The sequence below is a fragment of the Sphingomonas sp. LR59 genome, from assembly GCF_036855945.1.
Classification (GTDB): Bacteria; Pseudomonadota; Alphaproteobacteria; order Sphingomonadales; family Sphingomonadaceae; genus Sphingomonas.
This window is the reverse complement of record NZ_JASPFL010000001.1, coordinates 559,791-582,729: the sequence shown is the minus strand read 5'-3', so window position 1 is coordinate 582,729 and position 22,939 is coordinate 559,791. Positions and strand designations below refer to the sequence as shown.

General features: G+C 60.7%; 16 protein-coding genes and 1 pseudogene. 11 read left to right on the top strand and 6 right to left on the bottom strand.

Translation table 11 applies throughout. From position 1 onward, the window contains the following. Positions 1-21 precede the first annotated feature (21 nt). Positions 22-339 (top strand): PilZ domain-containing protein, encoded by a 318-nt coding sequence (locus tag QP164_RS02720; protein ID WP_333922041.1) that lies wholly within the window; start codon positions 22-24, stop codon positions 337-339. Between the two features lie 2 nt (positions 340-341). On the opposite strand, the pseudogene recG reads toward QP164_RS02720, so the two are convergent. Next, a pseudogene (recG, locus tag QP164_RS02715) lies at positions 342-2,392 on the bottom strand (ATP-dependent DNA helicase RecG). 73 nt (positions 2,393-2,465) lie between these two features. Between recG and QP164_RS02710 the strand changes: the two are divergent. Both QP164_RS02710 and mfd read left to right on the top strand, forming a co-directional pair. Next, positions 2,466-2,732 carry an FAD assembly factor SdhE gene (locus tag QP164_RS02710; protein WP_333922040.1) on the top strand — a complete coding sequence of 89 codons (267 nt, stop codon included), beginning with the start codon at positions 2,466-2,468 and terminating at the stop codon, positions 2,730-2,732. A gap of 126 nt (positions 2,733-2,858) precedes the next feature. After that, positions 2,859-6,329, top strand: coding sequence for a transcription-repair coupling factor (gene mfd / locus QP164_RS02705; RefSeq protein WP_333922039.1), 3,471 nt, complete (start codon positions 2,859-2,861; stop codon positions 6,327-6,329). Positions 6,330-6,495: 166 nt separating this feature from the next. On the opposite strand, the gene QP164_RS02700 is transcribed toward mfd, so the two are convergent. Both QP164_RS02700 and QP164_RS02695 read right to left on the bottom strand, forming a co-directional pair. Next, on the bottom strand, positions 6,496-7,113 hold the full coding sequence (locus tag QP164_RS02700) for a CC0125/CC1285 family lipoprotein (RefSeq protein WP_132897930.1): 618 nt from the start codon (positions 7,111-7,113) through the stop codon (positions 6,496-6,498). A 123-nt stretch (positions 7,114-7,236) separates the two neighbouring features. Further along, positions 7,237-7,653: a secondary thiamine-phosphate synthase enzyme YjbQ gene (locus QP164_RS02695; RefSeq protein ID WP_132897929.1), complete on the bottom strand. Its 417-nt coding sequence runs from the start codon at positions 7,651-7,653 to the stop codon at positions 7,237-7,239. A 337-nt stretch (positions 7,654-7,990) separates the two neighbouring features. Between QP164_RS02695 and QP164_RS02690 the strand changes: the two genes are divergently transcribed. The 6 genes from QP164_RS02690 to QP164_RS02665 all read left to right on the top strand — a co-directional run bounded on the left by QP164_RS02690 (position 7,991) and on the right by QP164_RS02665 (position 18,148). Further along, positions 7,991-9,292, top strand: coding sequence for an SNF2-related protein (locus tag QP164_RS02690; RefSeq protein ID WP_333922038.1), 1,302 nt, complete (start codon positions 7,991-7,993; stop codon positions 9,290-9,292). After that, positions 9,289-10,356, top strand: a complete 1,068-nt coding sequence (locus QP164_RS02685) for a hypothetical protein (protein WP_333922037.1) — start codon at positions 9,289-9,291, stop codon at positions 10,354-10,356. The genes QP164_RS02690 and QP164_RS02685 overlap by 4 nt, the downstream gene beginning before the upstream one ends. Continuing rightward, positions 10,317-11,117, top strand: coding sequence for a C-terminal helicase domain-containing protein (locus tag QP164_RS02680; protein WP_333922036.1), 801 nt, complete (start codon positions 10,317-10,319; stop codon positions 11,115-11,117). The genes QP164_RS02685 and QP164_RS02680 overlap by 40 nt, the downstream gene beginning before the upstream one ends. Next, positions 11,117-14,536, top strand: coding sequence for a type ISP restriction/modification enzyme (locus QP164_RS02675; protein WP_333922035.1), 3,420 nt, complete (start codon positions 11,117-11,119; stop codon positions 14,534-14,536). The genes QP164_RS02680 and QP164_RS02675 overlap by 1 nt, the downstream gene beginning before the upstream one ends. Positions 14,537-14,681: 145 nt before the next feature. Next, positions 14,682-16,769, top strand: a complete 2,088-nt coding sequence (locus QP164_RS02670; RefSeq protein ID WP_333922034.1) for an AAA family ATPase — start codon at positions 14,682-14,684, stop codon at positions 16,767-16,769. Between the two features lie 17 nt (positions 16,770-16,786). Further along, positions 16,787-18,148, top strand: a complete 1,362-nt coding sequence (locus QP164_RS02665) for an ATP-dependent DNA helicase (RefSeq protein WP_443027411.1) — start codon at positions 16,787-16,789, stop codon at positions 18,146-18,148. A gap of 563 nt (positions 18,149-18,711) precedes the next feature. On the opposite strand, the gene QP164_RS02660 is transcribed toward QP164_RS02665, so the two are convergent. Next, positions 18,712-19,062, bottom strand: coding sequence for a helix-turn-helix transcriptional regulator (locus QP164_RS02660; protein WP_333922032.1), 351 nt, complete (start codon positions 19,060-19,062; stop codon positions 18,712-18,714). Positions 19,063-19,202: 140 nt separating this feature from the next. Between QP164_RS02660 and QP164_RS02655 the strand changes: the two genes are divergently transcribed. Both QP164_RS02655 and QP164_RS02650 read left to right on the top strand, forming a co-directional pair. Next, positions 19,203-20,027, top strand: a complete 825-nt coding sequence (locus tag QP164_RS02655; protein WP_333922031.1) for a hypothetical protein — start codon at positions 19,203-19,205, stop codon at positions 20,025-20,027. Then, positions 20,027-21,088, top strand: coding sequence for a hypothetical protein (locus QP164_RS02650; protein WP_333922030.1), 1,062 nt, complete (start codon positions 20,027-20,029; stop codon positions 21,086-21,088). The genes QP164_RS02655 and QP164_RS02650 overlap by 1 nt, the downstream gene beginning before the upstream one ends. Before the next feature lie 76 nt (positions 21,089-21,164). On the opposite strand, the gene QP164_RS02645 is transcribed toward QP164_RS02650, so the two are convergent. Then, positions 21,165-21,878 (bottom strand): hypothetical protein, encoded by a 714-nt coding sequence (locus QP164_RS02645; protein ID WP_333922029.1) that lies wholly within the window; start codon positions 21,876-21,878, stop codon positions 21,165-21,167. Further along, complete coding sequence (locus tag QP164_RS02640; RefSeq protein WP_333922028.1) at positions 21,875-22,801, bottom strand: ArdC family protein; 927 nt, start codon at positions 22,799-22,801, stop codon at positions 21,875-21,877. The genes QP164_RS02645 and QP164_RS02640 overlap by 4 nt, the downstream gene beginning before the upstream one ends. Positions 22,802-22,939: the final 138 nt, after the last annotated feature.

The window sequence follows — 22,939 nt, the reverse complement described above, 5'->3', positions numbered from 1 at the left end:
CTAGAAAACGGGGAACATCCGATGCGAAATTATGCCACGGCTGTTCGAGACCACCGCGGCGAGCCACGCGACGAGGTGATGCACCGCACGCATTCGATCGACGGCGATGGTCGCAGCATGAAACTGGTGCTGGTGAATATGTCCGCGAACGGCCTGATGGCGCGATGCGAGGGTTCGCTCGAGGCTGGCGATCGGCTGCGGATTACCCTGCCAATTCTTGGCGGCGTCGATGCGATCGTACGCTGGTCGCTCGGTGGACGGATCGGCTGCGAACTCGAACAGACGATTCCGCTTTCCGACTATTATGGCATGCTGACGGTGATGGTCCGCAACATCTGACGTCAGCCGGAGCGGAGCAAGGCGACACCGGCGTCGCGATCGAACAGATACAGGGCCGTCCGCGCCGCCTGCCCCCGCGGTCCCTCGAGTCCACCATCGCGGTCGATCAGCAGGCGCGCGTCGTCGTGCGCGCATTGCAGCAGGTCGGCCATCATTTCGGGGGTCGCGAGCCGGAACGCCATCTCGCCCGACTGCTTCGTGCCGAGCAGTTCGCCGGCACCGCGGAGGCGAAGGTCCTCCTCGGCGATGCGGAAACCATCGTTGGTCTCGCGCATCAGGGCAAGGCGCGCGCGCGACGTCTCGCTGAGCGACGAACCTCGCATCAACAAGCAGATCGACCGGCCGGTGCCGCGCCCGACACGGCCGCGGAGCTGGTGGAGCTGGGCGAGGCCGAAGCGGTCGGCGTGCTCGATCACGATCAGCGTCGCGTTGGGGACGTCGACGCCGACCTCGATCACCGTCGTCGCGACGAGGACGGACGTGCGCGCGGCAGAGAACTCGGCCATCACCGCGTCCTTCTCAGCCGGTTTCATGCGGCCGTGGACGAGCGCCACCTTGTCGCCGAAGCGGGCACGCAGTGTCTCCGCGCGCATTTCGGCGGCGGCGAGGTCGCTCTTCTCGCTCTCCTCGACCAGCGGGCACACCCAGTAAGCCTGGCCGCCATCCGCCAGATGCCGGCCGAGCGCATTGACCACGTCGTCGAGGCGGTCCTCCGAGATGACGCGCGTCTCGATCGGCTGGCGTCCGGGCGGCATCTCGTCGAGGCGGCTAACGTCCATCTCGCCATATTGCGCAAGCGTCAGGGTACGCGGGATCGGCGTTGCGGTCATAGCCAGCAGATGCGGCGGCGCGACGCCCTTGGCCTGCAACGTCATCCGCTGCGCGACACCGAAGCGATGCTGTTCGTCGACCACCACCAGAGCGAGATCCTTGTAGCCAACCGCGTCCTGGAAGATCGCGTGCGTGCCGACGAGGATATCGATCTCGCCGCTCGCCAGCGCCATCAGAGTCGCCTCGCGCACGCGGCCCTTGTCGCGGCCGGTGAGAACGCCAACGTTGATCGGCAGCCCGGCGAGCGTCTTGCGCAGCGTCTCGTAATGCTGGCGCGCGAGGATTTCGGTGGGGGCAAGCATCGCCGCCTGTGCGCCGGCCTCGACCGCGATCAGCATTGCCATCGCCGCGACCAGCGTCTTGCCGGAGCCGACATCGCCTTGAAGCAGCCGCAGCATCGGTGCGGTCTGCGCGAGATCGCCCTCGATCTCGCCGACCGTCCGCGATTGCGCGCCGGTGAGCGTGTAGGGGAGTTTCAGGAGGTCACGCAGACGGCCGTCACCGTGGAGAGCCCTGCCCCGCCGCTTGCGCGTGTCGGCGCGGACCAGCGTCATCGCGAGCTGGTTCGCGAAGACCTCGTCATAGGCCAGCCGCTCGCGCGCCTTGGCGTCCGACGGGTCGGCGTGAATTCGCTCGAGCGATTCGTGCCAGCCGGGCCATTCGCGTTTCGCCTTCAAGCCCGGCTCGATCCATTCGGGCAGGTCCGGCGCACGCGCGACCGCCTGCGTGGTCAGCGCCGCCAGCCGCCGCGATGTGAGCCCTTCCGACAGCGGATAGATCGGCTCGCGCTCGCGCAGTTCCTCGTCGGGTTCGACGATGTCGGGATGGACGATCTGCAATTCCTGGCCGTATTCGTCGAGCCGCCCCGAGATCCGCTTGGCCTCGCCGATCGGCAGCAGCTTCTTCGCCCAGCCAGAACTGCCGCCGAAGAAGACGAGGCTGACATAGTTGCCGTGCTCGTCGGTCGCCTGCACGCGCGTTGGCCCGCGCCCGGCGCTGATCCTGTAGTCGCGCGGGGTCAGCGTGATCGTGATGATCCGCCCCGCATCGCTCGACATCAGTTCTGTCCGCGGCAGGCGATCGACGTACCCCGTCGGCAGATGGAAGGCGACGTCGACGACGCGCGCGAGCCCGAGCCGGTCGAGCGGCTTGGCGAGCGCGGGCCCCACCCCTTCAGGACGAGGGTTTCGGCGAACAGCGGATTGAGGATTTCGGGTCGCATGACTATCTGGCCTCTATAGCCTAGCCGACGCCCGCCGCCAGCGGGTCGCCGGCTCTTCGTGTTTGGAGATACGATGGACCACGAGACCCGCCTCAAGCGCCTGGGCTTTCGCAGCTCGCACCGCGGCACGCGCGAGGCCGACATGATGATCGGCGGCTTCTTCGCGACCTATGGCCGGACGTGGACGCCCGAGCAACTCGACTGGTTCGAGGCGCTGCTCGAGGAGCAGGACGTCGACATCATGGGCTGGGCGATCGGCTCGATCGTATGCCCGCCCGAATGGGATGGGCCGATGATGCAGGCGATGCGCGACATCGATTACGTGACGGTCGTGAAGTAATTTTCGGAACTGTTCCCCGGCGAAGGCCGGGGCCCAGGTGGGGAACGTCGATGATTGACGTTCGAGCCTAATTACCATTGCCTTCCCAACTGGGCCCCGGCCTCCGCCGGGGAACGAGAAGCGAATATGCCAGACCTCAAGACGATCCTTTCCGCGAAGACCCCGCTGACGCTGTCGGGCGTACCGTCGGGCTTCCAGCCGTCGCTGCTCGCCGACCTCGCGCGCGCTGCGAAGACGCGCGCGGTGTTCATCGCGCCGGACGATGCGGCGATGCGCGCCGTCGCCTCCACCGCGGCGTATTTCGCGCCCGATCTCGAAGTGCTGAGCTTCCCGGCCTGGGACTGCCTTCCGTACGACCGCGCCTCGCCGACGCTCCGCATCATGGCCGAACGCGTCGCCGCGCTGCAACGCCTGCAAGGCAAGCCCAAAGGTCCGCAGCTCCTGCTGACCACCGCCAACGCCGCGACTCAGCGCGTCCTCACCCCGTTCCGCATCCGCCAACTCGTCGCGCGGCTTGCCCCCGGCGAACGGATCGGCCGCGACAAGCTCGCCATGCTGCTCCAGGCGAACGGCTATGTCCGCACCGACACTGTCCACGACCAGGGCGAATATGCGGTGCGCGGCGGGATCGTCGATCTCTACCCGTCGGGCGAAGACCACGCACTCCGCCTCGATTTCTTTGGCGACGAGATCGAGAGCGTCCGCACGTTCGACGCGGCGGACCAGCGCACCACGGGCCGTATCGACGGCTTCGTCCTGCTCCCCGCCTCAGAGGCTTTGCTCGACGAGGACTCGATCAAGCGCTTCCGCACCCGCTACCGCGATGCGTTCGGCGCGACCGCGACCGGCGATCCGATGTACCAGGCGATCTCCGAAGGCCGGCGGATCGCGGGCATGGAGCATTGGCTGCCGCTGTTTGAGGAGAAGATGGCGACTTTGTTCGACCATCTCGGCGCCGACGACGTGGTAGTCCGCGACAACGGCGTCGCGGCGGCGGTGGAGAGCCGGCTCGAATCGATCGCCGACTATTACGAGAACCGCAAGCGCGCCGAGGCCGCCCAGCCCGGCAGCTATCGCCCGATGCCCGCCAAGGCGCTCTATCTCGACGCGCAGGAATGGTCCGGCGGTGTCGAGGCGTTCGCCGCGCACATCACCTCGCCGTTCCACGAACCGCCGAGCGACACCGTCCTCGACTTCGACGTCGACGGCCCGCGCGATTTCGGCCCCGAGCGGGCAGCGCAGGCGAACATCTACGAAGCCGTCGCCGATCACGTCGAGAAACTCCGGAAACAGGGCCGCAGGCCGATCCTCGCCAGCTACTCGATCGGCGCGCGCGAACGCCTGGGGAGCCTGCTTGCCGACCACGGGATGAAGGGCGGCAAGCACGCCGAGACCTGGCAGGAGGCGCTCGGCATCGCCGACACCGCGCGCAGCTTCGGCGTCGCGCTGATCGTCCTGCCGCTCGACCACGGCTTCACCGCGCCGGGGATCGCGGTGCTCACCGAGCAGGACATGCTCGGCGACCGGCTCGTCCACCGCAAGAAGCGCAAGAAATCCGCCGACGCGTTCCTTGCCGAGTTGGCGACGCTGACGCCGGGCGATCTGGTCGTCCATACCGAGCACGGCATCGGGCGGTACGAGGGGCTGACCTCGATTCCCGTGGGCCAGAGCCCGCATGATTGCGTCGCGCTGAGCTATGCCGGCGGCGACAAGCTGTACGTGCCCGTCGAGAATATCGACGTCCTCTCGCGCTACGGCTCGTCCGAGGAAGGCGCGACGCTCGACCGTCTCGGCGGCGAAGGCTGGCAACGTCGCAAGTCGAAGATGAAGGAGCGGATTCGCGAGATCGCCGGCGAACTCATTGCGACCGCCGCCGAACGCGCGCTGCATCCAGGCGACGTGCTCGAACCCGATGCGAGCGGTTATCCGAGCTTCGTCGACCGCTTCCCATACGAGGAAACCGAGGACCAGGACCGCGCGATCGAGGACGTGCTTGGTGACTTGGCTGCGGGAAAACCGATGGACCGGCTGGTGGTCGGCGACGTCGGCTTCGGCAAGACCGAGGTCGCGCTGCGGGCCGCGTTCGTCGCGGCGATGGGTGGTAAGCAGGTCGCGATCGTCTGTCCGACCACCCTGCTCGCGCGCCAGCACTACAACAACTTCGTCGCCCGCTTCGAGGGCTTCCCGATGAACATGGGCCGCCTGTCGCGCCTCGTCACCGCGAGCGAGGCAAAGGCGACCAAGGAGGGGCTCGCGAACGGCACGATCGACGTCGTCATCGGCACGCATGCGCTGCTGGCGAAGAACATCGATTTCAAGCGACTGGGCTTGGTCGTGGTCGACGAGGAACAGCGGTTCGGCGTCACGCACAAGGAGCGGCTGAAGGCGCTCCGGGCCGACGTCCACATGCTCACGCTGACCGCAACGCCGATCCCGCGCACGCTCCAGATGGCGATGTCGGGCATCCGCGAGCTGTCGGTGATCCAGACCCCGCCGGTCGATCGCCTGGCCGTGCGGACGTACATCATGCCGTTCGATCCGGTCGTGCTGCGCGAGGCGTTGCTGCGCGAGCATTACCGCGGCGGGCAGAGCTTCGTCGTCACGCCGCGGGTCGCGGACCTGCCGGAGATCGAGGATTTCCTCCGCGAACAGGTGCCGGAGATCCGCTTCGTCGTCGCGCACGGCCAGATGTCGCCGACCGAGGTCGAGGAGCGCATGTCCGCGTTCTACGACAAGAAGTTCGAAGTGCTCGTCTCGACCACGATCATCGAGAGCGGGATCGATATCGCCTCCGCCAACACGATGATCGTCCACCGCGCCGACCGCTTCGGCCTCGCGCAGCTGTACCAGTTGCGTGGGCGGGTCGGACGGTCGAAGACGCGCGCGTATGCGTATCTGGTGACGCCACCCGAGCGGCAGATGACGGTGACCGCCGAGAAGCGGCTGAAGGTGTTGTCCGATCTCGATTCGCTGGGGGCTGGCTTCCAGCTGGCGAGCCACGATCTGGATATCCGCGGCGCGGGCAACATGCTTGGCGACGAGCAGACCGGGCATATCAAGGAGGTCGGCTTCGAACTCTACCAGGCGATGCTGGAGGAGGCGATCATGGACGCCAAGGCCGGCGGCATGACCTCGTCCCGTCCGCGCGATTTCTCGCCGCAGATCACGGTCGACGCGCCGATCCTTATTCCCGAGGATTATGTGCCCGATCTCGATCTGCGGATGGGGCTGTATCGCCGCCTCAACGATCTCGACGAGGGCCAGGAGATCGAGGCCTTCGCGGCCGAGATGATCGATCGCTTCGGGCCGCTGCCGGACGCGACGGAGAATCTGATCAAGGTCATCGAGATCAAGCTGAACGCAAAGCGCGCGTGCGTGTCGAAGATCGACGTCGGCCCGCGCGGCGTGCTGGTGTCGTTCCACAACGACACGCCGCCGAACATCGACAAGCTGCTGGCGTATGTCGAGCGGCTCAACGGTGTCGCGCGATTGCGGCCGGACAGCAAACTGGTGTTGCAACGCGCGTGGGGCGATCCGAAGGCGCGGCTGCACGGGGCGCTTCAGCTGTCGAAGGGACTCGCGAAGGCAGCGGGGTAAGCGCCTGATTTAGGAGTGTGCGGTTCTCCTGCGAAAGCAGGAGCCCAGGGTTACGAGCACCATCGTCTGCAATCCTGGATTCCTGCGTTCGCAGGAACACGGCACATGAAAAAGGCCGGGCCATTCGCGAGAATAGCCCGGCCTTTTCGCCGTCTAGAGTACGTGCTCACTTCGGCAGCACGACACTCGGTCCGATGCTGTCGACGACCTTACGCGCATCGAACGCGCGGATGTTGTCGCGTGGGATCGGACCCTTGCGCATCACGATCTCGGCCGTCGCTTCGTACCGGTCGATCGTACGGACATCGAAGTCGTTGCCCCAGGGGCCACCGAAGCCGCCGCCGTATCCACCGAACCCGCCGCCAAAGCCCGGGCTCCAGTTACGCCAGCCGAAGCCGCGCCCGTAATAGCGCCACGACGGACCCCAATAGCCGCCGAAGCCGCCATAACCGAACCCGCCGCCAAGACCCGGTGTCGAATAGGTGCGCGACTGGAGGTTGGTGTCGCGGTCGGCCATCAGGTAATAGTCATAGCCGTTCTGCAACGTCAGTTCGGCCGCGCGGAAGAAGAGGTAGCGCTCCACGGTGTCGCGCGACGTAACGCTGTTGCCGGCGAAGCTGACGAGGAAGCGACCCGGTTCGACCATACGATCGCTATAGCCGGTGCGGCTGAACCCCTGCCCCGTTGCGGGCCGATAAGTGGTCTCGGTCGCGCATCCGGCCAACAGCAGCGTGCCCGTTGCGAGCGCTGCGAGTGCGACCTTGCGACCCTGTATCTTGAACATGGTGTCGTCTCCGTTCGCGGCGAATGCGGCGAAACGCCGCTTATTAGCCGTCAGTGGTGGAACGGTTGATGAACGACATCGCTCCAATGCGCCACCGGCCTGACGCATTTTTCATGATCTGCGTCAGTCGCCGATGACGTGAAGCGCGAGCGTGCGCCGATGCGGGCGGCGGCGGTGTTCGAACAGGTAGATGCCCTGCCACGTCCCAAGCGCGAGTCGCCCGTCGATCAGCGGGATTGAGAGCTGAACCTGCGTGAGTGCCGTGCGCAGGTGTGCGGGCATATCGTCCGGCCCCTCGTCGTCGTGGAGATACTCACGCGACTCAGGCGCGATCCGCGCAAAATACGCTTCGAGATCGGTGCGAACCTCGGGCGCTGCGTTTTCCTGGATGAGGAGCGAGGCGGAGGTGTGACGGCAGAATATCGTCAGCAAACCTTCCACCATCCGCTGATCGCGGACCCAGCGCTCGATAGGGTCGGTAACGTCGACGAGGCCCTGACGGCGGGTGTCGATGGTGAGCGAGGTGGTGGCTTGGCGCATGCGATACCGAACGATCGACCGGGTGGGTTGCTCCAGCAGTCGAGCAAGGATCGTCTCGAATACGAAGATTGGTCGGGGACCGAGACTGGCTGGGGCGGCAGGGGCCCCACCCAGGTTTCGCGTCCCCAGCGAAACTGCCGTTCTGTCCTGTTCACGGTACCGAGTAATATGATCGTCTGTAGCAGAGCGGTGGGTTGAGACGTCAAGATTCTTTCGCAGTGCTTGGGTTTGGAATTTCGGCAATCCGCCCGCGTATCCATTCGGTTGGCAGCCCGTTTCTTGGTGGCGGTTTCGAGAACGAAGGGTAAGGTCACTTGCAGCATCAGGCGGGGGGCGAGTGGCAGACGGCGGATCAAAGGTCGGGAGCGACCTGTTTATCATCGATAACACCGACAGCGAATGGGACGTCTTGCGCTATCTGGCGGGATGGTGCCGTTTGTCCAAGGGGCTGGACGTGGCCAGCGCCTATTTTGAAATAGGGTCCCTTCTCGCCCTCGATGGCCAGTGGCAGCAAGTCGACGCCATTCGCATTCTTATGGGAGACGAAGTAACGAAGAAAACTAAGGCCGTGCTTACGCAGGCGCTCGCAGAACGCCTCGACGCTAGCATTGAAGAGCAAAAAGTCAGAGATGACTTCCTTGATGGAGTACCGGCGATTGTCGAGGCTATCAAGATTGGGCGCATCCAGTTTCGCGTGTATCGAAAGACCAAGTTCCATGCGAAAACCTATATAACTCATTCTCGTGAGGAAGTTGTAGGATCATTTGCGCTGGTCGGGTCATCTAACTTCACCCGGCCGGGTCTTACTTCAAATGTTGAGCTCAATGTTCAGGTCAGTGGAACGAATGTCGGACTTCTGCAAGATTGGTACGAGCATTATTGGGAACAAGCGGACGACGTCACGGCTGATATGCTGCAGACGATTGAGCGGCACGTCATCCCTTTCACGCCGTTCGACGTTTGGTCAAAGTCACTGGCGGAACTCTTCCGCCATAATTCGCCGCCGCCGGATGTTTGGGCTGAGAAGCATTCGTTGATATATAGGATGCTCGACGGTTATCAGCGCGACGGCTACGCGATGATGATGGAGCGTGCTAATAAGTATGGAGGGGCGTTCCTATGCGACGGCGTTGGTTTGGGTAAGACCTTCGTCGGGCTGATGCTGCTCGAACGACTGATCGTACAAGAGAGAAAGACGGTCGTTCTGCTGGTTCCAAAATCCGCCAGGCGGTCAGTCTGGGAAGCTAACCTTGAACGCTATCTGCCCGACCTTATGGGAGACGAAGGTGTTGCCGGACTGTACATCCTAACGCACACTGACCTGAGTAGTGACAGGCTAAACAAAAAGATCGCGGCATTGAGCCGACGCGCCGACGCTATAATAATTGACGAGGCGCACAACTTTCGCAATCCCGGCCTTGCGGGCGAAGGTCGCAAGCGCAAGTCGCGCTACCGCATCTTGCAGGAACTGGCGGCCGGCAAGCGGACCTTCCTGCTGACTGCGACGCCGGTCAACAATTCTCTGTTAGACCTGATGCACCTGATCGAGCTTTTTCTGGAGACGGCGCGAAGCTGCGGCAGGCTCCGCTGGGTGTACACTCGCTACGTGGGCATTTCCGTGCACTCGAAAAGCGGGTGAAAACGGCGCTCGGCGAAGCACAGGACGCTCCTGATATTGACGAGGATGTGACGAGCGCAGGCCCCGCGCACGAGCAGTATGCAACCGACCCGATCGTCGGGGAGCTGGTGGTTCAGCGGAGCCGCGCTTACGTCAAGGCCAGCCAGCAGACCGAGGCGAAAGGCGCGGCGATTTTCCCGACGCGCGAAGCTCCCAAGGTTGCCAATTATTCGCTCTCGCCACTCCAAGCAGAGCTACTCGAAGAGGTCGTTCGCTCATTCGACAGCACGCGGGCGCTGTTCAAGTTGGCAATCTACAATCCTGACGAAGATTTCCGCCGTCATCCCTTGGCCGAGCTTGACCAATTCGAGGCGGGCCGCCGCGGCCAGGTCGTTGCGCTGATCAAGGTCGGGTTTCTCAAGCGACTGGAAAGCTCGACGGCCGCGTTCGACCATAGCTGTCAAAACCTCTTCCTCAAGCTTTATGCCTTTGTCGAGCATCACGTATCAGCCGAACATCTCGGCGTTTGGGAACGATGGAAAGCGCAGCAAGCCCCGGTCATCGAACACGTGCGCGCTGCCCAAGCCGCATGGACGGGGGAAGAAGCGGAGGAAGGTGAGGATTTGATCCCGCCCGAGCTGCTTGGTGACGTGCGCACTTTGTCCAACGAGGAATATTTTGTCGACCGCATCGTGGAGGAAACCCGCGCGGACCTGGACCAGCTTTCGCGCCTACTGTTGATCCTGCGCGACTTTACACCAGATCAGGATGGTAAGGTTGCGGCATTGCTGGAAATGATCCGGTCGGACCCGGTGCTTGCCACCCAAAAGGTGCTAATTTTCTCGGAATTTATGACGACCGCGCGTTACGTTCGCGATCAGTTGCGTAAAGCGGGCTTTGAAAACGTCGAGGAAGTGGACTCCGCGACTAAGCTCGATCGAGGGGAGGTAATCAAGCGGTTCGCGCCCTATTACAACGGATCGAGCAGCGCCCAGCTGAAAAAGCGGGCCACCCCGAGACCCGCATACTCGTATCGACAGACGTTTTGTCGGAAGGCCTCAACCTTCAGGACGCGACACGACTGATCAACTACGACCTACACTGGAACCCGGTTCGGTTGATGCAACGGATTGGCCGCGTCGATCGACGCCTTAACCCCCAGACCGAAGCTGCGCTCGTCAAGGCGCATCCAGAGACGGCCGCGATACGGCGCACGGTCGTGTTCTGGAATTTTCTCCCCGCCGACGCACTGACGCCATACCTCAAACTTTATGAGCGAGTGGCCGGCAAGGTGCTGCGCATTTCGAAAACCTTTGGTATCGAGGGTCGGCAGTTGCTCACGGGCGACGACGATTATGACGATCTCCGCGATCTGGTGAGCCTCGACGGCGACAAGTCCGTCGAGGAGTCGCTCCAGCTCGAATGGGAAGCGCTGAAGGCCGAGAACCCCGATCTTGCAGCTCGCCTTGCGGGGCTGCCCAATCGCATTTTCAGCGGTCGTGAAAGTCCGCTTGGCGTAGTCAAAGGCGTCTTCTTCTGTCTGGCGCTGCCAGGTCTCAAACCGGGCGCGGCGGAGGATGCCGGGCCGGAGGGCTGGGACGCTTCAAGCGGTAGGCCTGCGTGGCTCTATGTGGACGGCGAGGGCACGGTGGCCGAAGGTCTCATGCAGATCGCCGAAACGATCCGAAGCACGACCGAGACCCCGCGCCATCTCGATACACCCCGCGAACGGCTGCGCGCAGCCCGCGATACCGTGCTCAAGTACGTCCGCAATGGATACATGAAGCGTATGCAGGCCCCACCAGGCGTTGAACCGCTGATCAAGGCTTGGATGGAGATCAATTGATGCCCAATGCTCTCGACAAGATTACCGACTTTCCGTCTCTAGTCGACTATTTACGTGACGAACTCGAGTGGCCGATTGCGGCAGATATCAGCCTGGATGAGGCAACTTATGACGTCACGCCCGAAGAGATCGGGCTGAAAAGTTCGGTCGTCGGCGGCGGCATCGAAATTAAGCAGCTTCGTCCGCTCACTCGTGCACAGCCTTGGGGCATATTCTTCCTCAACTTACCCAGCGCCAAGCTACCAGTCACGCTCGTGCGCAACATTTTGGGCAAGCTAGCGATCAAAAAGCGCGCATCGGCGAATCCGTCAGAGCGTGCGGCCTTTGCTAAGCACGACCTGCTGTTTATCGCCGCCACCGGCCCGGCATCCGAGAGGCGCCTGGCGTTCGCACATTTCGCCAACGAGGACGGCGACGGCGACGGCGACGCTGCAACACTCAAAGTGCTCGGATGGGATACGAACGACACGCCGCGCCGTTTTGGTCTGACGGAAGCGTCGCTCAAATCGAAATTGCATTGGCCCGAGAATCCCTCTGACGCAGACCACTGGCGCCGGCAGTGGAGTGAAGCGTTCGCGCATGCCGACACCCGTACAGTCGTGCGCGAATCCAAGCAGATGGCGAAGGAACTTGCTGGCCTGGCCCGACGCATCCGAGACCGCGCCGGGGAACTGATCGCAGCGCAAACTGATAATGGATCGCTCGTCAAGTTGCACAAGGCGTTCAAGGAAGCGTTGATCCAAGACCTGACTCCAGAGGGGTTCGCTGACACCTACGCACAGACCATCGCTTACGGGCTGCTGTCGGCCGCAATCAGCCGTGCATCGGGCGCGCTGACGCAGGATGACATGGCCGCCAATGTCGCTGGGACGAGTCCGTTCCTGAAGGAAATGCTCGGCACTTTCATTGAAGCCGGCGGTCGGAAGTCCGGCAAGGCGCAAGGGCTAGATTTTGACGAACTGGGCATCACTGACGTCGTCGAACTGCTGCGCAACGCCGACATGGAAGCCGTGCTCGCAGATTTTGATCGCAAGAATCCCGACGAAGACCCCGTCATCCATTTCTATGAGCTGTTCCTGAAAGAATACGATGCCGCACAGAAGGTAAAGCGCGGAGTATTTTACACGCCACGCCCGGTGGTCGGTTTCATTGTGCGCTCGGTCGACGCGGTTCTGCGCACCGAGTTTGGGCTGGAGGACGGCCTTGCCTCAACCGCGACGTGGGGTGACATAATTACGGCGTCGAAGAGCAAGGAAGGCTCACCGATCACGCTGCCGGAGCACGCGAAGGAAGGCGACGCCTTCGTCCGGATTCTCGATCCGGCGACCGGTACCGGCACCTTCATCGTTGAGTGCGTCGACCTAATTCACAAGACGATGGTCAAGAAATGGAAGGCGGCAGGCAAACGAGACGCCGAGATCAAGGAGCTATGGAACGCTTATGTGCCCTTGCATCTGCTACCGCGGTTAACCGGCTTCGAGTTGATGATGGCGCCTTATGCCATCGCGCACGTCAAGCTTGGCCTGAAACTTTCTGACACTGGCTATACGTTTGGCAGCGACGTTCGCGCGCAAATCTATTTGACCAACGCTTTAGAGCCAGCGCAACTTATACCGCAATTCGGGTTCATGAGCGCAGCATTGGCGCATGAGGCACAGGCAGCGAACAAAGCCAAGGAGACACCGTTCACAGTAGTAATTGGCAACCCTCCCTATGCGGGAGCTTCAGCCAATAACAGCGCATCTGCTCAGGCCCTGGTAGCTCCTTATCGGTCTATAAACGGGATATCCCTTGGCGAACGAAAAATGTGGGTTCAGAATGACTACGTTAAGTTCTTTGGATTGGCGGAAACGATAGCTGCTCGCGCTAATACGGGAGTATTAGGCTTTATCACGGACAATAGTTTTACTGATGGTCCAACCTTTCGCGGGTTGCGGCACGCTCTTCAAGCAAGATATCGAACAAGTTGGTTAGTTGACCTGGGAGGTAAGTCAACCGCGCTTCGCGACGACTCCGCGGATGCAAACGTCTTTGAAGATATACAGCAGGGAGTTGCCGTTATTGTCGGAGCAATGGTTGGCGACGGTCGTGTTACGTACAATCATAGACTGAAAGGTACGTTGAAGGAAAAGTATAGCATATCAAACAACAATACGGTGACCTCACTGGCGACGTGCCAGGGCTACCCCAGACACGAGTTCTACGACTTTTTCAGCGCGCCTTTGGTCAGTGCGGAAGCAGAGTTTGATAGCTACGCAAAACTGAACACAATCTTCACGTTGACCTGCACAGGCGTACAAACCTCGAGAGATGAGCTCGTCGTTAACTTTACTAAGAAGGAATTGCTCCAGACGGTTTCCGCATTCTACGACCCTTCGATTTCAGACAAAGATGCCCGCCTTTCGTTCTTCGGCCCGTCAAAGCCGGATAAAATGCCTGCGGGCGATACGCGGCATTGGAAGGTTCCGCACGTTCGGCAGTGGCTCAGATCTTCCAAGGATTGGAAAAGCACGTCTACCCCGATTTCTTATAGGCCGTTTGATAATAGATTTTTCTATGCAGACGAGCGATTGAGTGATTGGCCCCGACCCGAACTTAGTTCCGCAATGTCGAAGGGCGATAACGTAGCCTTAATCGCCGTGCGACGTACCGAGAATTCAGGACCATACACTTATGCGTTCGCAACCGATGCCACGCTTTCTAATCACTCCTTGTCTTCAAAAGACGGTAGCTATGGGATGCCACTATACCTTCGTTCTGATGGCGTTACGGGGTCGGAACGGACTAACATCACATCCGCCTTCGCTGCGCGCGTCGCGACGCTGACCGGCCTCACTTACGACGACTGCGTCGGAGCCCCCAAACAGGGCGCACTTGGCGGCATTCTACCGAAAATAGCCGAGCAGGTCGCGATGTTCGCGCCCGCGCGGCGCGAGCGTGGCAAGCCGGGCAAAAGCTTCGGCCCGCGTGACCTGTTCGATTATATCTATTCGCTGCTGCATTCGCCCGCCTATCGCGCCCGCTATGCCGATTATCTGAAAAGTGACTTTGCTCGCATCCCTCTCCCCGCCAACCGCGCGGTGTTCGAAGCGTTGGTCCCGCTTGGCACTGAACTCGTCGCGCTCCACTTACTCAAAGCCGAGACGCTGCCTGTCTTGGAGGACCCCAAGGGCATCCGCCTTGCCGGAAGTGGCGAAGCCCGCATCGCGTTCAAGCCGGAGTACGATTCAAAGCTTGGCCGCGTAACAATCAACACCACGCGCTGGATCGAGAGCGTGCCGGAGGTGGCCTGGAATTTTCAAGTTGGAGGCTACCAGCCGGCTCAGAAATGGCTCAAAGATCGCGCCGCTAGGGGGGCAAGAAGGCCAGTGAAGGCCGCTTACTCACCGACGACGACATCCTTCACTACCGTCGCATGATCGTTGCCCTTACCCGCACCGCTGAACTGATGCCGCACATCGACACGGTTGTGGAGACCCACGGCGGTTGGCCGGGCGCGTTTCGGGGAATGACGGATGCCCCGACCGCCGAAGCTGTCGCTTAAGCCAGATTTAGGAGCTACCGATGCCCGTTCATATCACCGCTCGCCTTGCCTGGCACGATGACGGCTGGAACGGCTCCGTCTGTCGCGAACCCGAACGCAATACCTATTGCATCGGATCAAAATCATATCCCGGCGATACGATCGCCCGCGGTCGCAATCTTGCGCTGGAGAAGTGTCAGGCCGGGTGCGGTGGAAAGCAGTTGATGGAAAGCGGTTATGTGCCGCCCTGCTGCTACACCTACAATGCTTTCGGCATCGAGGAAGCGCCGGCCGCTTCCGACCCGCCGGAATTCTTTTACGACGGCGCGGCGCGGCGCGAATGGACACTCGCGCCCTCAACAGTCTGCGTGTGGCCCTACGATGCAATGTACGCGGACAACGTATCGACCGGCGAGCGCCTGGACAACGATCAGCGTCGAGAGAACACACTTCCTTTCTTCGAGCAAATCGAGCGAGACACGAAGAGCAAGAAGGGGCGCAGCCTCATTTTCTATTATGCTAATTATTCCAATCCGCTCTCGGAAGAGGATGCGCAGCGCTACGTACTGATCGGCGTGTCAAGGATCACTGAAGTCGGCGAGCAGATTCATTACGAGGACGTGAGCGAGCAGGTTGCCGAGCGCTATGCCGGCGGCATGATCTGGGCGCGTGATATTACGTCCGCTTACCCAGCAGAGGGGGTACGGTTACCCTACCATCTCTATCGCGACGATCAGGAGATGCTTGCGCAACTCGCGGTCTATCCCGAAAATCCGATGGTATGCAAAATGGGGTCGCGCCATCTGTCGGATGACGACGCCATCGGACTACTCGAACAGTTCCTCGCGAAGGTTCGATGGCTTCAGGAGATTGGCGACACCTCAGAAAACTGGGCGGTTCGCGCCGAGTGGCTCACGGGCCAGATCGCCGCGCTTTGGACCCATCGCGGCCTTTATCCGGGGCTGCTGCGGGTCTTGGAGGCGTCCGGCGCCTCCGCATTGATCGATCGAACGAAAGCTGTGTCTGAGACGCAAGGACACGGCATCGCGTATTCCCAGGTGTTCGCGGTCCTTGAGCGGAAAGAAGATAATACCATCTCGGCCGGCTTGGGAAGCGCCGATCGTGCGAAGCTCGCGCGGAACTGGGCGTTGCTGGACGACGGCGCGCAAGACGTGCTTCGCGATGTGCTACCGCGCCTGTCCCTCAATGTAGAGACGATCAAGCACATCATTGATTCCGACAGAGCGGACCACGGCATCACCGCCAGCCTTTCCGACATCGCGGCCAACCCTTATATTCTCGCCGAGCAATATTGCGGCGATGATGCGAGCGACCGCATCGCGTGGAGCGGCATCGACCGCGGCGTGCTGCCGTCGCCCGAACTCGGAAGCCCGCTCGCCGACGTCGAGTACAACGATGCCAGGCGCTTTCGAGCGCTTTGTGTCGAGCACCTGCGCAACGAGGGTAGCCACAGCTTTCGTTTCGCCGCCGATCTGTTGGCTGAGATCGTGATGCGGGTGGCACGCCTGCCGGAATGGAAGCAGGCGGCATTCACGGAGCGCTATTTCAAAGTCGACGCGCAGTTCCTGTCGGAAGCATTGACGCTTCGGCTACAAGATCATGGTCTAACGGTCTACCTTCGGCCGGTGTTTGAAGACGAGAGGCTGGTCGAGCAAACACTGCGCGAGCTTGCAGCCCGTCCGGACATCTCGCTCAAGCGGCCCGTGACAAGCGCGGACTGGCGCACGTGGATATTCAAGCCAAGCAGTCCACTCGCAACCGCGGCGTCTAACTCGTACGACGAAGCCGTCGCGGAGCAGATCACGATCTGCACAGCTCTTTTGCCACGTCCGCTAGCGGCCGTGACCGGACCGGCAGGTACCGGCAAAACGACGGTGATCGAAGCGCTGGTCCGCGCGATCCGTCGAACGGATGGCGAAGGCGCCAGCATTCTGGTGCTCGCCCCCACCGGAAAGGCGACTGACCGGGTACGCGAGGTGTTCGGCAATGCCGGCCTGAAGAGCGTCGCGACGTCTACTGTACATTCGCTGCTCGCGCGTAACGGTTGGCTAAACGACAACATGACCTTCAAGCGCGAGCAAGGCACGAGGAACAAGTCGAAACGCTGATCCTCGACGAGACCTCGATGTTAGACCTCGAACTCGCCGCAACGCTGATCCGCGCGATCGACTGGATGCACATCCGCCGGCTTATTCTGGTGGGCGATGCCGGCCAGCTGCCGCCGATTGGCCGCGGGCGCGTGTTTGCCGACGTGCTCGACTGGCTCGCGAGTGAACGAACCGAAGGGCTTGGTCGCCTAGAGATAAACCTGCGTCAAATGCGTACCCGCGTCGAAGGCCATGGCGAAGCGATCGTGAGCCTATCGAAGTTGTTTGCCCGGGAGCATTTTCGGTCCATCGTCCCGGCCGACGCTGATGACGTGTCAAGCGAACGTGCGACTACCCTCGAGCAGGAGGCGCTGATCGAACGGCTACATGCCGGAGGACAGATAGATAGGGATGTAGACCTTATCTACTGGAACGAAGCGGACCAGCTCGCCGATATTCTGATACACGCGATCGAAACGAAGATGGGCGCACAGCCGGGTGACGAGCGTCCCGCCTACAAAATCTGGCAGGACGCACTAGGCGACGATCCCACCAGCTATCAGATCCTCACCCCGCATCGGGGAGAACTGCACGGCGTAGAATCCTTAAATCGCGCTTGCCAGAACCGTGTCGCGGCCAGTGTACTCAACCGTGTCGGAGCGGTCGGCGGCATCACGCTTTTCGATAAAGTCATTCAGACTCGAAACCGGTCAAACCGCAGCGCGATATGGGCGTACGACTGGGAAACTAGGCAGCAGCGCGCGGTAGAGGTGTTTAACGGGGAGATTGGTATCGTCAAGCCAATGGGCTTCGATAAAAGCGTCATCAAGCGATTGAAGACTGGCTATGGCGCGCGGCTCAAGCGGTTCGCCGTAACCTTCGCGCGCAAGACGACCCTCTCCATCGGCTACGGTAAAGGCGTGCCCGCTCAAACGAAATCCGGTGCAACAGTCAGCCGGACTGAGAAGGTCGAAGATAATCTGGAACTGGCTTACGCCGTTTCCATCCATAAGGCGCAGGGCAGCGAATTCGACCATACATTTGTCATCATTCCCGCCAACCGCGGTCGCAGCGTCACCACAGAACTTGTTTACACGGCGCTGACTCGAGCCAGTCGTCATTGCACTCTTTTAGTCGAACGCGATGTGTCCAGCCTGCTGGATGCGCGGCGCCGGGAGAACGCAAGGACACCGCAAATTAATTCGTCACTGTTCGTTTTTCGCTTCTCGCCTCCCGAACTCACGCAGCGCAAAGGCTGGTACGAGTCGGGGAAAATTCACCGCGCGCTTAGTGGCGACATGGTTCGATCGAAATCTGAGGTCATCATATCTAATCTTCTGCATCAGCATGAGGTCCCGTTTAACTACGAAACCCCCTACTCGCGCCAGATGGTACCATGAAGCTACCTGATTTCAGCATTACCTGGCAGGGCACAACTTACTATTGGGAGCATCTGGGCCTCCTCGATCAAAGAGATTACTCCGCACAGTGGGGCGCCAAGCGCGACTGGTACGACCGATGGTTTCCCAATCGTCTTTTGATAACCGAGGACGGCGCAAACCTAAGCCATGATGCTGCAGCCATAATTCAGACTCTGCTGAACGGTGCCAAGTCGACGTGCGGTAGCGTTGTGGTATCATGAGCAGGCAACCGCACCGGCACGCCAAGGGCACACTTTCTCTTACGTCTCCCCGAGCACCCCCGCCGCGCAGCCGGTTCATGAACCCAAGCGAGCTGCTCCTAGGCAACGATCGCGACGTCTAATTTCCTATCTAGAAGTTTGGCAACGTTGACCGGAAGCCCATGCCAATTTCTCCGAATGGTCAGCCGTGCATGGCATCGCTGATAAAGTGCATCCCAGCGAATAACTAACATTCGAGCCGCCATGCTAACGCGCCTTCATCGGCTTCATTGGCAGGCTTTATCTACGTCGATTAGTCACATGCCGTAAACCGATCGGAGACTATTCGTAGTTAAGCACGACCTTAAGCTGAACTTTTCGCTCATCAATACCTAGTACAGCAGCAACCGCTATCTTGCATTCAGAAAGGATAGCATCCACGCTATCTTCTCGGCCCACTGGAATGTTAGCTCCCTGCGCCGACAATGGTTTGGTTGATATACCCGGACGACTAACAAGTTGGTCCACAGTTGTTTCGAGTACTTCCGCAACCTTGACCAGCATCTCCGGCTTCGGCGAAGAGCTAGCGAAATCCCATGCTCTCGCGGCCTGACGCGAGACCCCGCACCGGCGTGCGAGCTCGGTGACGGAAATGCCTAATCGGACGCGAGCGTCTCTGATGTGATTTGCCATGCGTGCACCTTACCTTCGCGTGCCCTTTCGTCAACCACAGTGACAACTCGTACCTCACGTTTTAAAAAACTTGTCATGACGATGTCTAGACAGTGCTATCACTATAGCGCGACGATTCGCGCTTACTGTTGGAGACTGACGTGACGACATACACCGAACGCCTAATCGACCTCAGACCCGAGTTGCTCATGCGGGCGGCCGCGCTAAGGGATATCACGACGCTTCCCGAGGAGGCGTTGATCGACCGCTTGCAAGCGCCACATGCCAGATCACGCCTATCGCGTAGTTGCGTCGGCTTACACCGTAAGTGGACGAAAGCATCGACAGTCGCGGAGCAGGACCCGATATCTGCCCTGATTGCCGCAATGACTGAGGTCACCCGCGCCCGGGGCGCGGGGACCCTTCACGCAACCATTGCGCTCGATGACAGCTGGGGGTTCGGAGCGGCCGTGCGTGGCATTGCGCACGATGTCGCGTTGAGCGTCAGTCGGGTCATTACCGCAAGAGACGAGGTTCCGCTGCTCGAGACGATCTGTTCGGAAGCCGAGCGCGGAGAGGTCTCGATTTACGCGCCGTATTCGGAACGGGTTCTGAAATATGTCATCTGCCCTGCTCTACTGGAAAACGCTTTGCGCAAGCTGGCGGAGCTGCGGCTGAAAGCCGACGCGATCAGTTCAATCGACGCCCGGCGATTGGTCGTGTTTGCATTCGATCATCTCCTGTCTCGGTGCTTGCTGCCGCTGAAAGCTATCCTCGCGTCGCCCGTTTCGATTGATGGTCAAATCCACCTTATGGGCCCGCCTGAGCTTCACCCGCCGGCCTTTAACGGTACCGGCCAGCTTCGCCCGACGTGCGGACCGGATCGACCGCTGAGCGAGGCAACGCGCGACGATACTCCTGCCGTTGTAAACCCCCGTAACGTCGGAGCAGCGGAAGCATCGATGATCCGGGCGGGAGACGAGTGATGTATCTCGAAGATGGTGACATGTACCTTCGCGAGCTTAGCCGCGAGCAGCGCCGACGCCCGGACGTGTTGGTGCAGAAACTGCGGCGGCGGCGAGCAGCTCATGACCTTCATCCACTCCAACCGGCGTCGTTGATGAACGCAGAGAGCTTCGGTCAGGTGCATTCGGCGGCTGAATTCGCGGCCCGATGGAAGCTACCTCTCGATACGATGATCACCATCGATTTGGCACGAATGGGCGTTGCGACGGCACAGGGTGCTGCAAGTGAGGTTCGCCGCTTCCTCAAATGCAGCAATGATTATCTAAGTGGACAGCGCAAGATACCGGCGGCATGGATATATGCTATCGAGAACGGGGCGGGTGGTTTCCACGCCCATATTGCAATGCACGTGCCCGGCGTGACGCCCACTTTCAAGAATATCGTAGTCGACTTCCGTGCTCATTTTCGCGAGTGGGCAAGGGGATATACTGGACGTCAGTTCGGTAAGCACATCCCGCGGGCGATCTACCCCCGAGCACCCAAACAAGAGTCATGGCTCCGCCACTGGATCAACGTCAGCTATCTTTTGAAGGGATATGATCGATCAGTGATCGTTCGTGACGGACGAAACTGCGTTGACGGTCGAGCGATCTATTTAGGTGATTTGATCGCCGCACCTTTTGTCAATCCGGGTATTGTCGATCTTACCAATCGTGTTCGTGTTAGTCACTCTCTTGGACCGGCGCAGCGGGCAATCGGTTCTCCGCCAGGGCTCGAATATTGCCTGCCTCAGAAACCGAACTGGGCTGCATTCGATATAAATCGTTCCACGCCGCTTTCGCTAAACGAGCGCCTTAACACGGTGTGGACGCTCCCGACCGAGACTCCCTTTCAGTCTCGATGGGAAGCGGGGTTCCGAGACGCTCGTATGCTCTACCCATCTGAGTTCTACAGGTTCGTTACTAAGCAGGAACCGTTCAACTCGGCTCTGACCGGCGAAACAAGCTGCGAGTCATTGTTCTGCCAACTTGCCGCGATGGCAGATCCAATCTTCCAAGATCATCACAACCCGTTGATCTAAGAGGCCTTTATTGGGGCATTTTCAGGAAAGGCGCCCATATAAGCATTTTACATTTGTCCGCCCAAACTGTCCCTACCTATCTGCTCGCCGCGAACAACGGCATCGCTTCCGCGCGAGCGCAGTAGGGCTGGAATTCACAGGCGAACGGGCTCTCGCAGTGGCCGCCTGTTTCGCGACGGACCTCTGGCCCTTGGACAACCCGACAGGCGAGTTGCGCCACCGCGTCGCGGGTACGCAGGTAGCGCTCGATCCTGCGCGTAACGTCGGCATCGGAGAACCGCACGGCGGCAATATCCGGCCGCCGCCACGAGAACGGCGGCGCAATATGTCGGATGATTGCTTGGCGAACGCACAGGCCATTATTGCGCATGATCCACACCTGCGTTGCTATGTCGGCGAGCTGGTAGGCTTTGACCCGAGTAGAAGCCTTGACTTCGATTGCGCACCAGCCGCCGTCTTCATGGGGCTCAAGGATGTCGACCCTACAGAGTACATTCTGGTGCTGGAACGTCGCCTCAAAGATCGGTCGGGTTGGTCGCTGCTCGATAAGCTCGGCGGTACGAGCAAGCGCCGCCGGCATGTCCTCAGGTCCAGCCTCGACCATGATACCGTTTGGCACGAGGAACGCGGCGCGCTTGCCGACGTCGTGTCCAAACTGAAAACGGGCAAGCGTATGGGTATCAAAACGTGCTTCGCTGCGACGGTGAACCTGCAGCCACAGCCGGCGGGAGCAATGCTCGAATGCGGCGATCTTCGACTTGGAAAGGTGAGGACGCGTCGTGCTGCTCACGCCGCCTGCTCCACCGTGACGATTGGTATCCCCGCGGTAGCCGCTTGAGGATTCGGCGGCTCCGCGAGGGTAATAAGGTAGTCGGCGGCGGCCTGCGCCTTGCTTGCAGCAGTCACGATTGCTCGCGGATCAGCGCGCAGCACGCTAAGCCACGAGGCGATATAGGACGCGTGATCGTTGCGCGGCGTGGACGCTAGCCCAAGATACCCGACTGTGAAGGCGGCCCCCAATTCCGCCACCAGCTCTTCCATAGCATAAGATTCTGAGGCGAACCGTCCACTGAAATCGCGGTCGAGTCTCGCCTTTGCACCCGTCCAGTGGATCAGCTCATGAGCATAGACCGAGTAGTAGGCTTCAGCGGACGTGAACGCGCCGAACGCCGGCAGAAACACATTGTCGTTGACCGGATCGAAGAATGGATCGTCCGAGCCGTACGACACCTTTGCCGGCAGTGCGGCGAAGAATGACTCTGCGTTTGTGAAGCGGGCGGCTAGCGGAAGCGCACCCGGACCCGGCGTATAGCCGTCGACCTGCGCGGCGTTGAAAACGTAGACAGCTCGCGCCAGCACGCGCTGCGAACCAGGTTCGCGATGATCGTCACCGTCGCTTTTGTCGCCTTCCACAGCAGCAAGGGTACTCCAAAGCAACACGACCGTGGCACGCTCGCCCTTGCGAACCTGAGCACCGGCATCGACCCATTGACGATAGGTCGCCCACTCACCGCTTGGAAAATCCGCGTTGCCCGCCGCTGCCCATAGCAGCAGCGTGTTGATACCGCGGTAATTCCGACCAGAGATTGCATTCCGCGGCGTAGATATGCCACTGTCGCGGTGCCAGGGCATCCGGTACTGACCCGGCGCGGCTCCTTTCGCGATTTCGTCAATAATCGCTATGGTGATGGTCTGGTAGAGGTCGGCCCGCATGAACTCTCCGCATGTCTGGTTATGCAACTTGGTTCACGCAGCTAACGCTGGTATTTACACCGCCTGCCGGGTTGTGGTCGACCGCAGCTTCGCCGTGGGCGTGCACCGCAAAACAATCCTATGAATCGACAAGTCGAC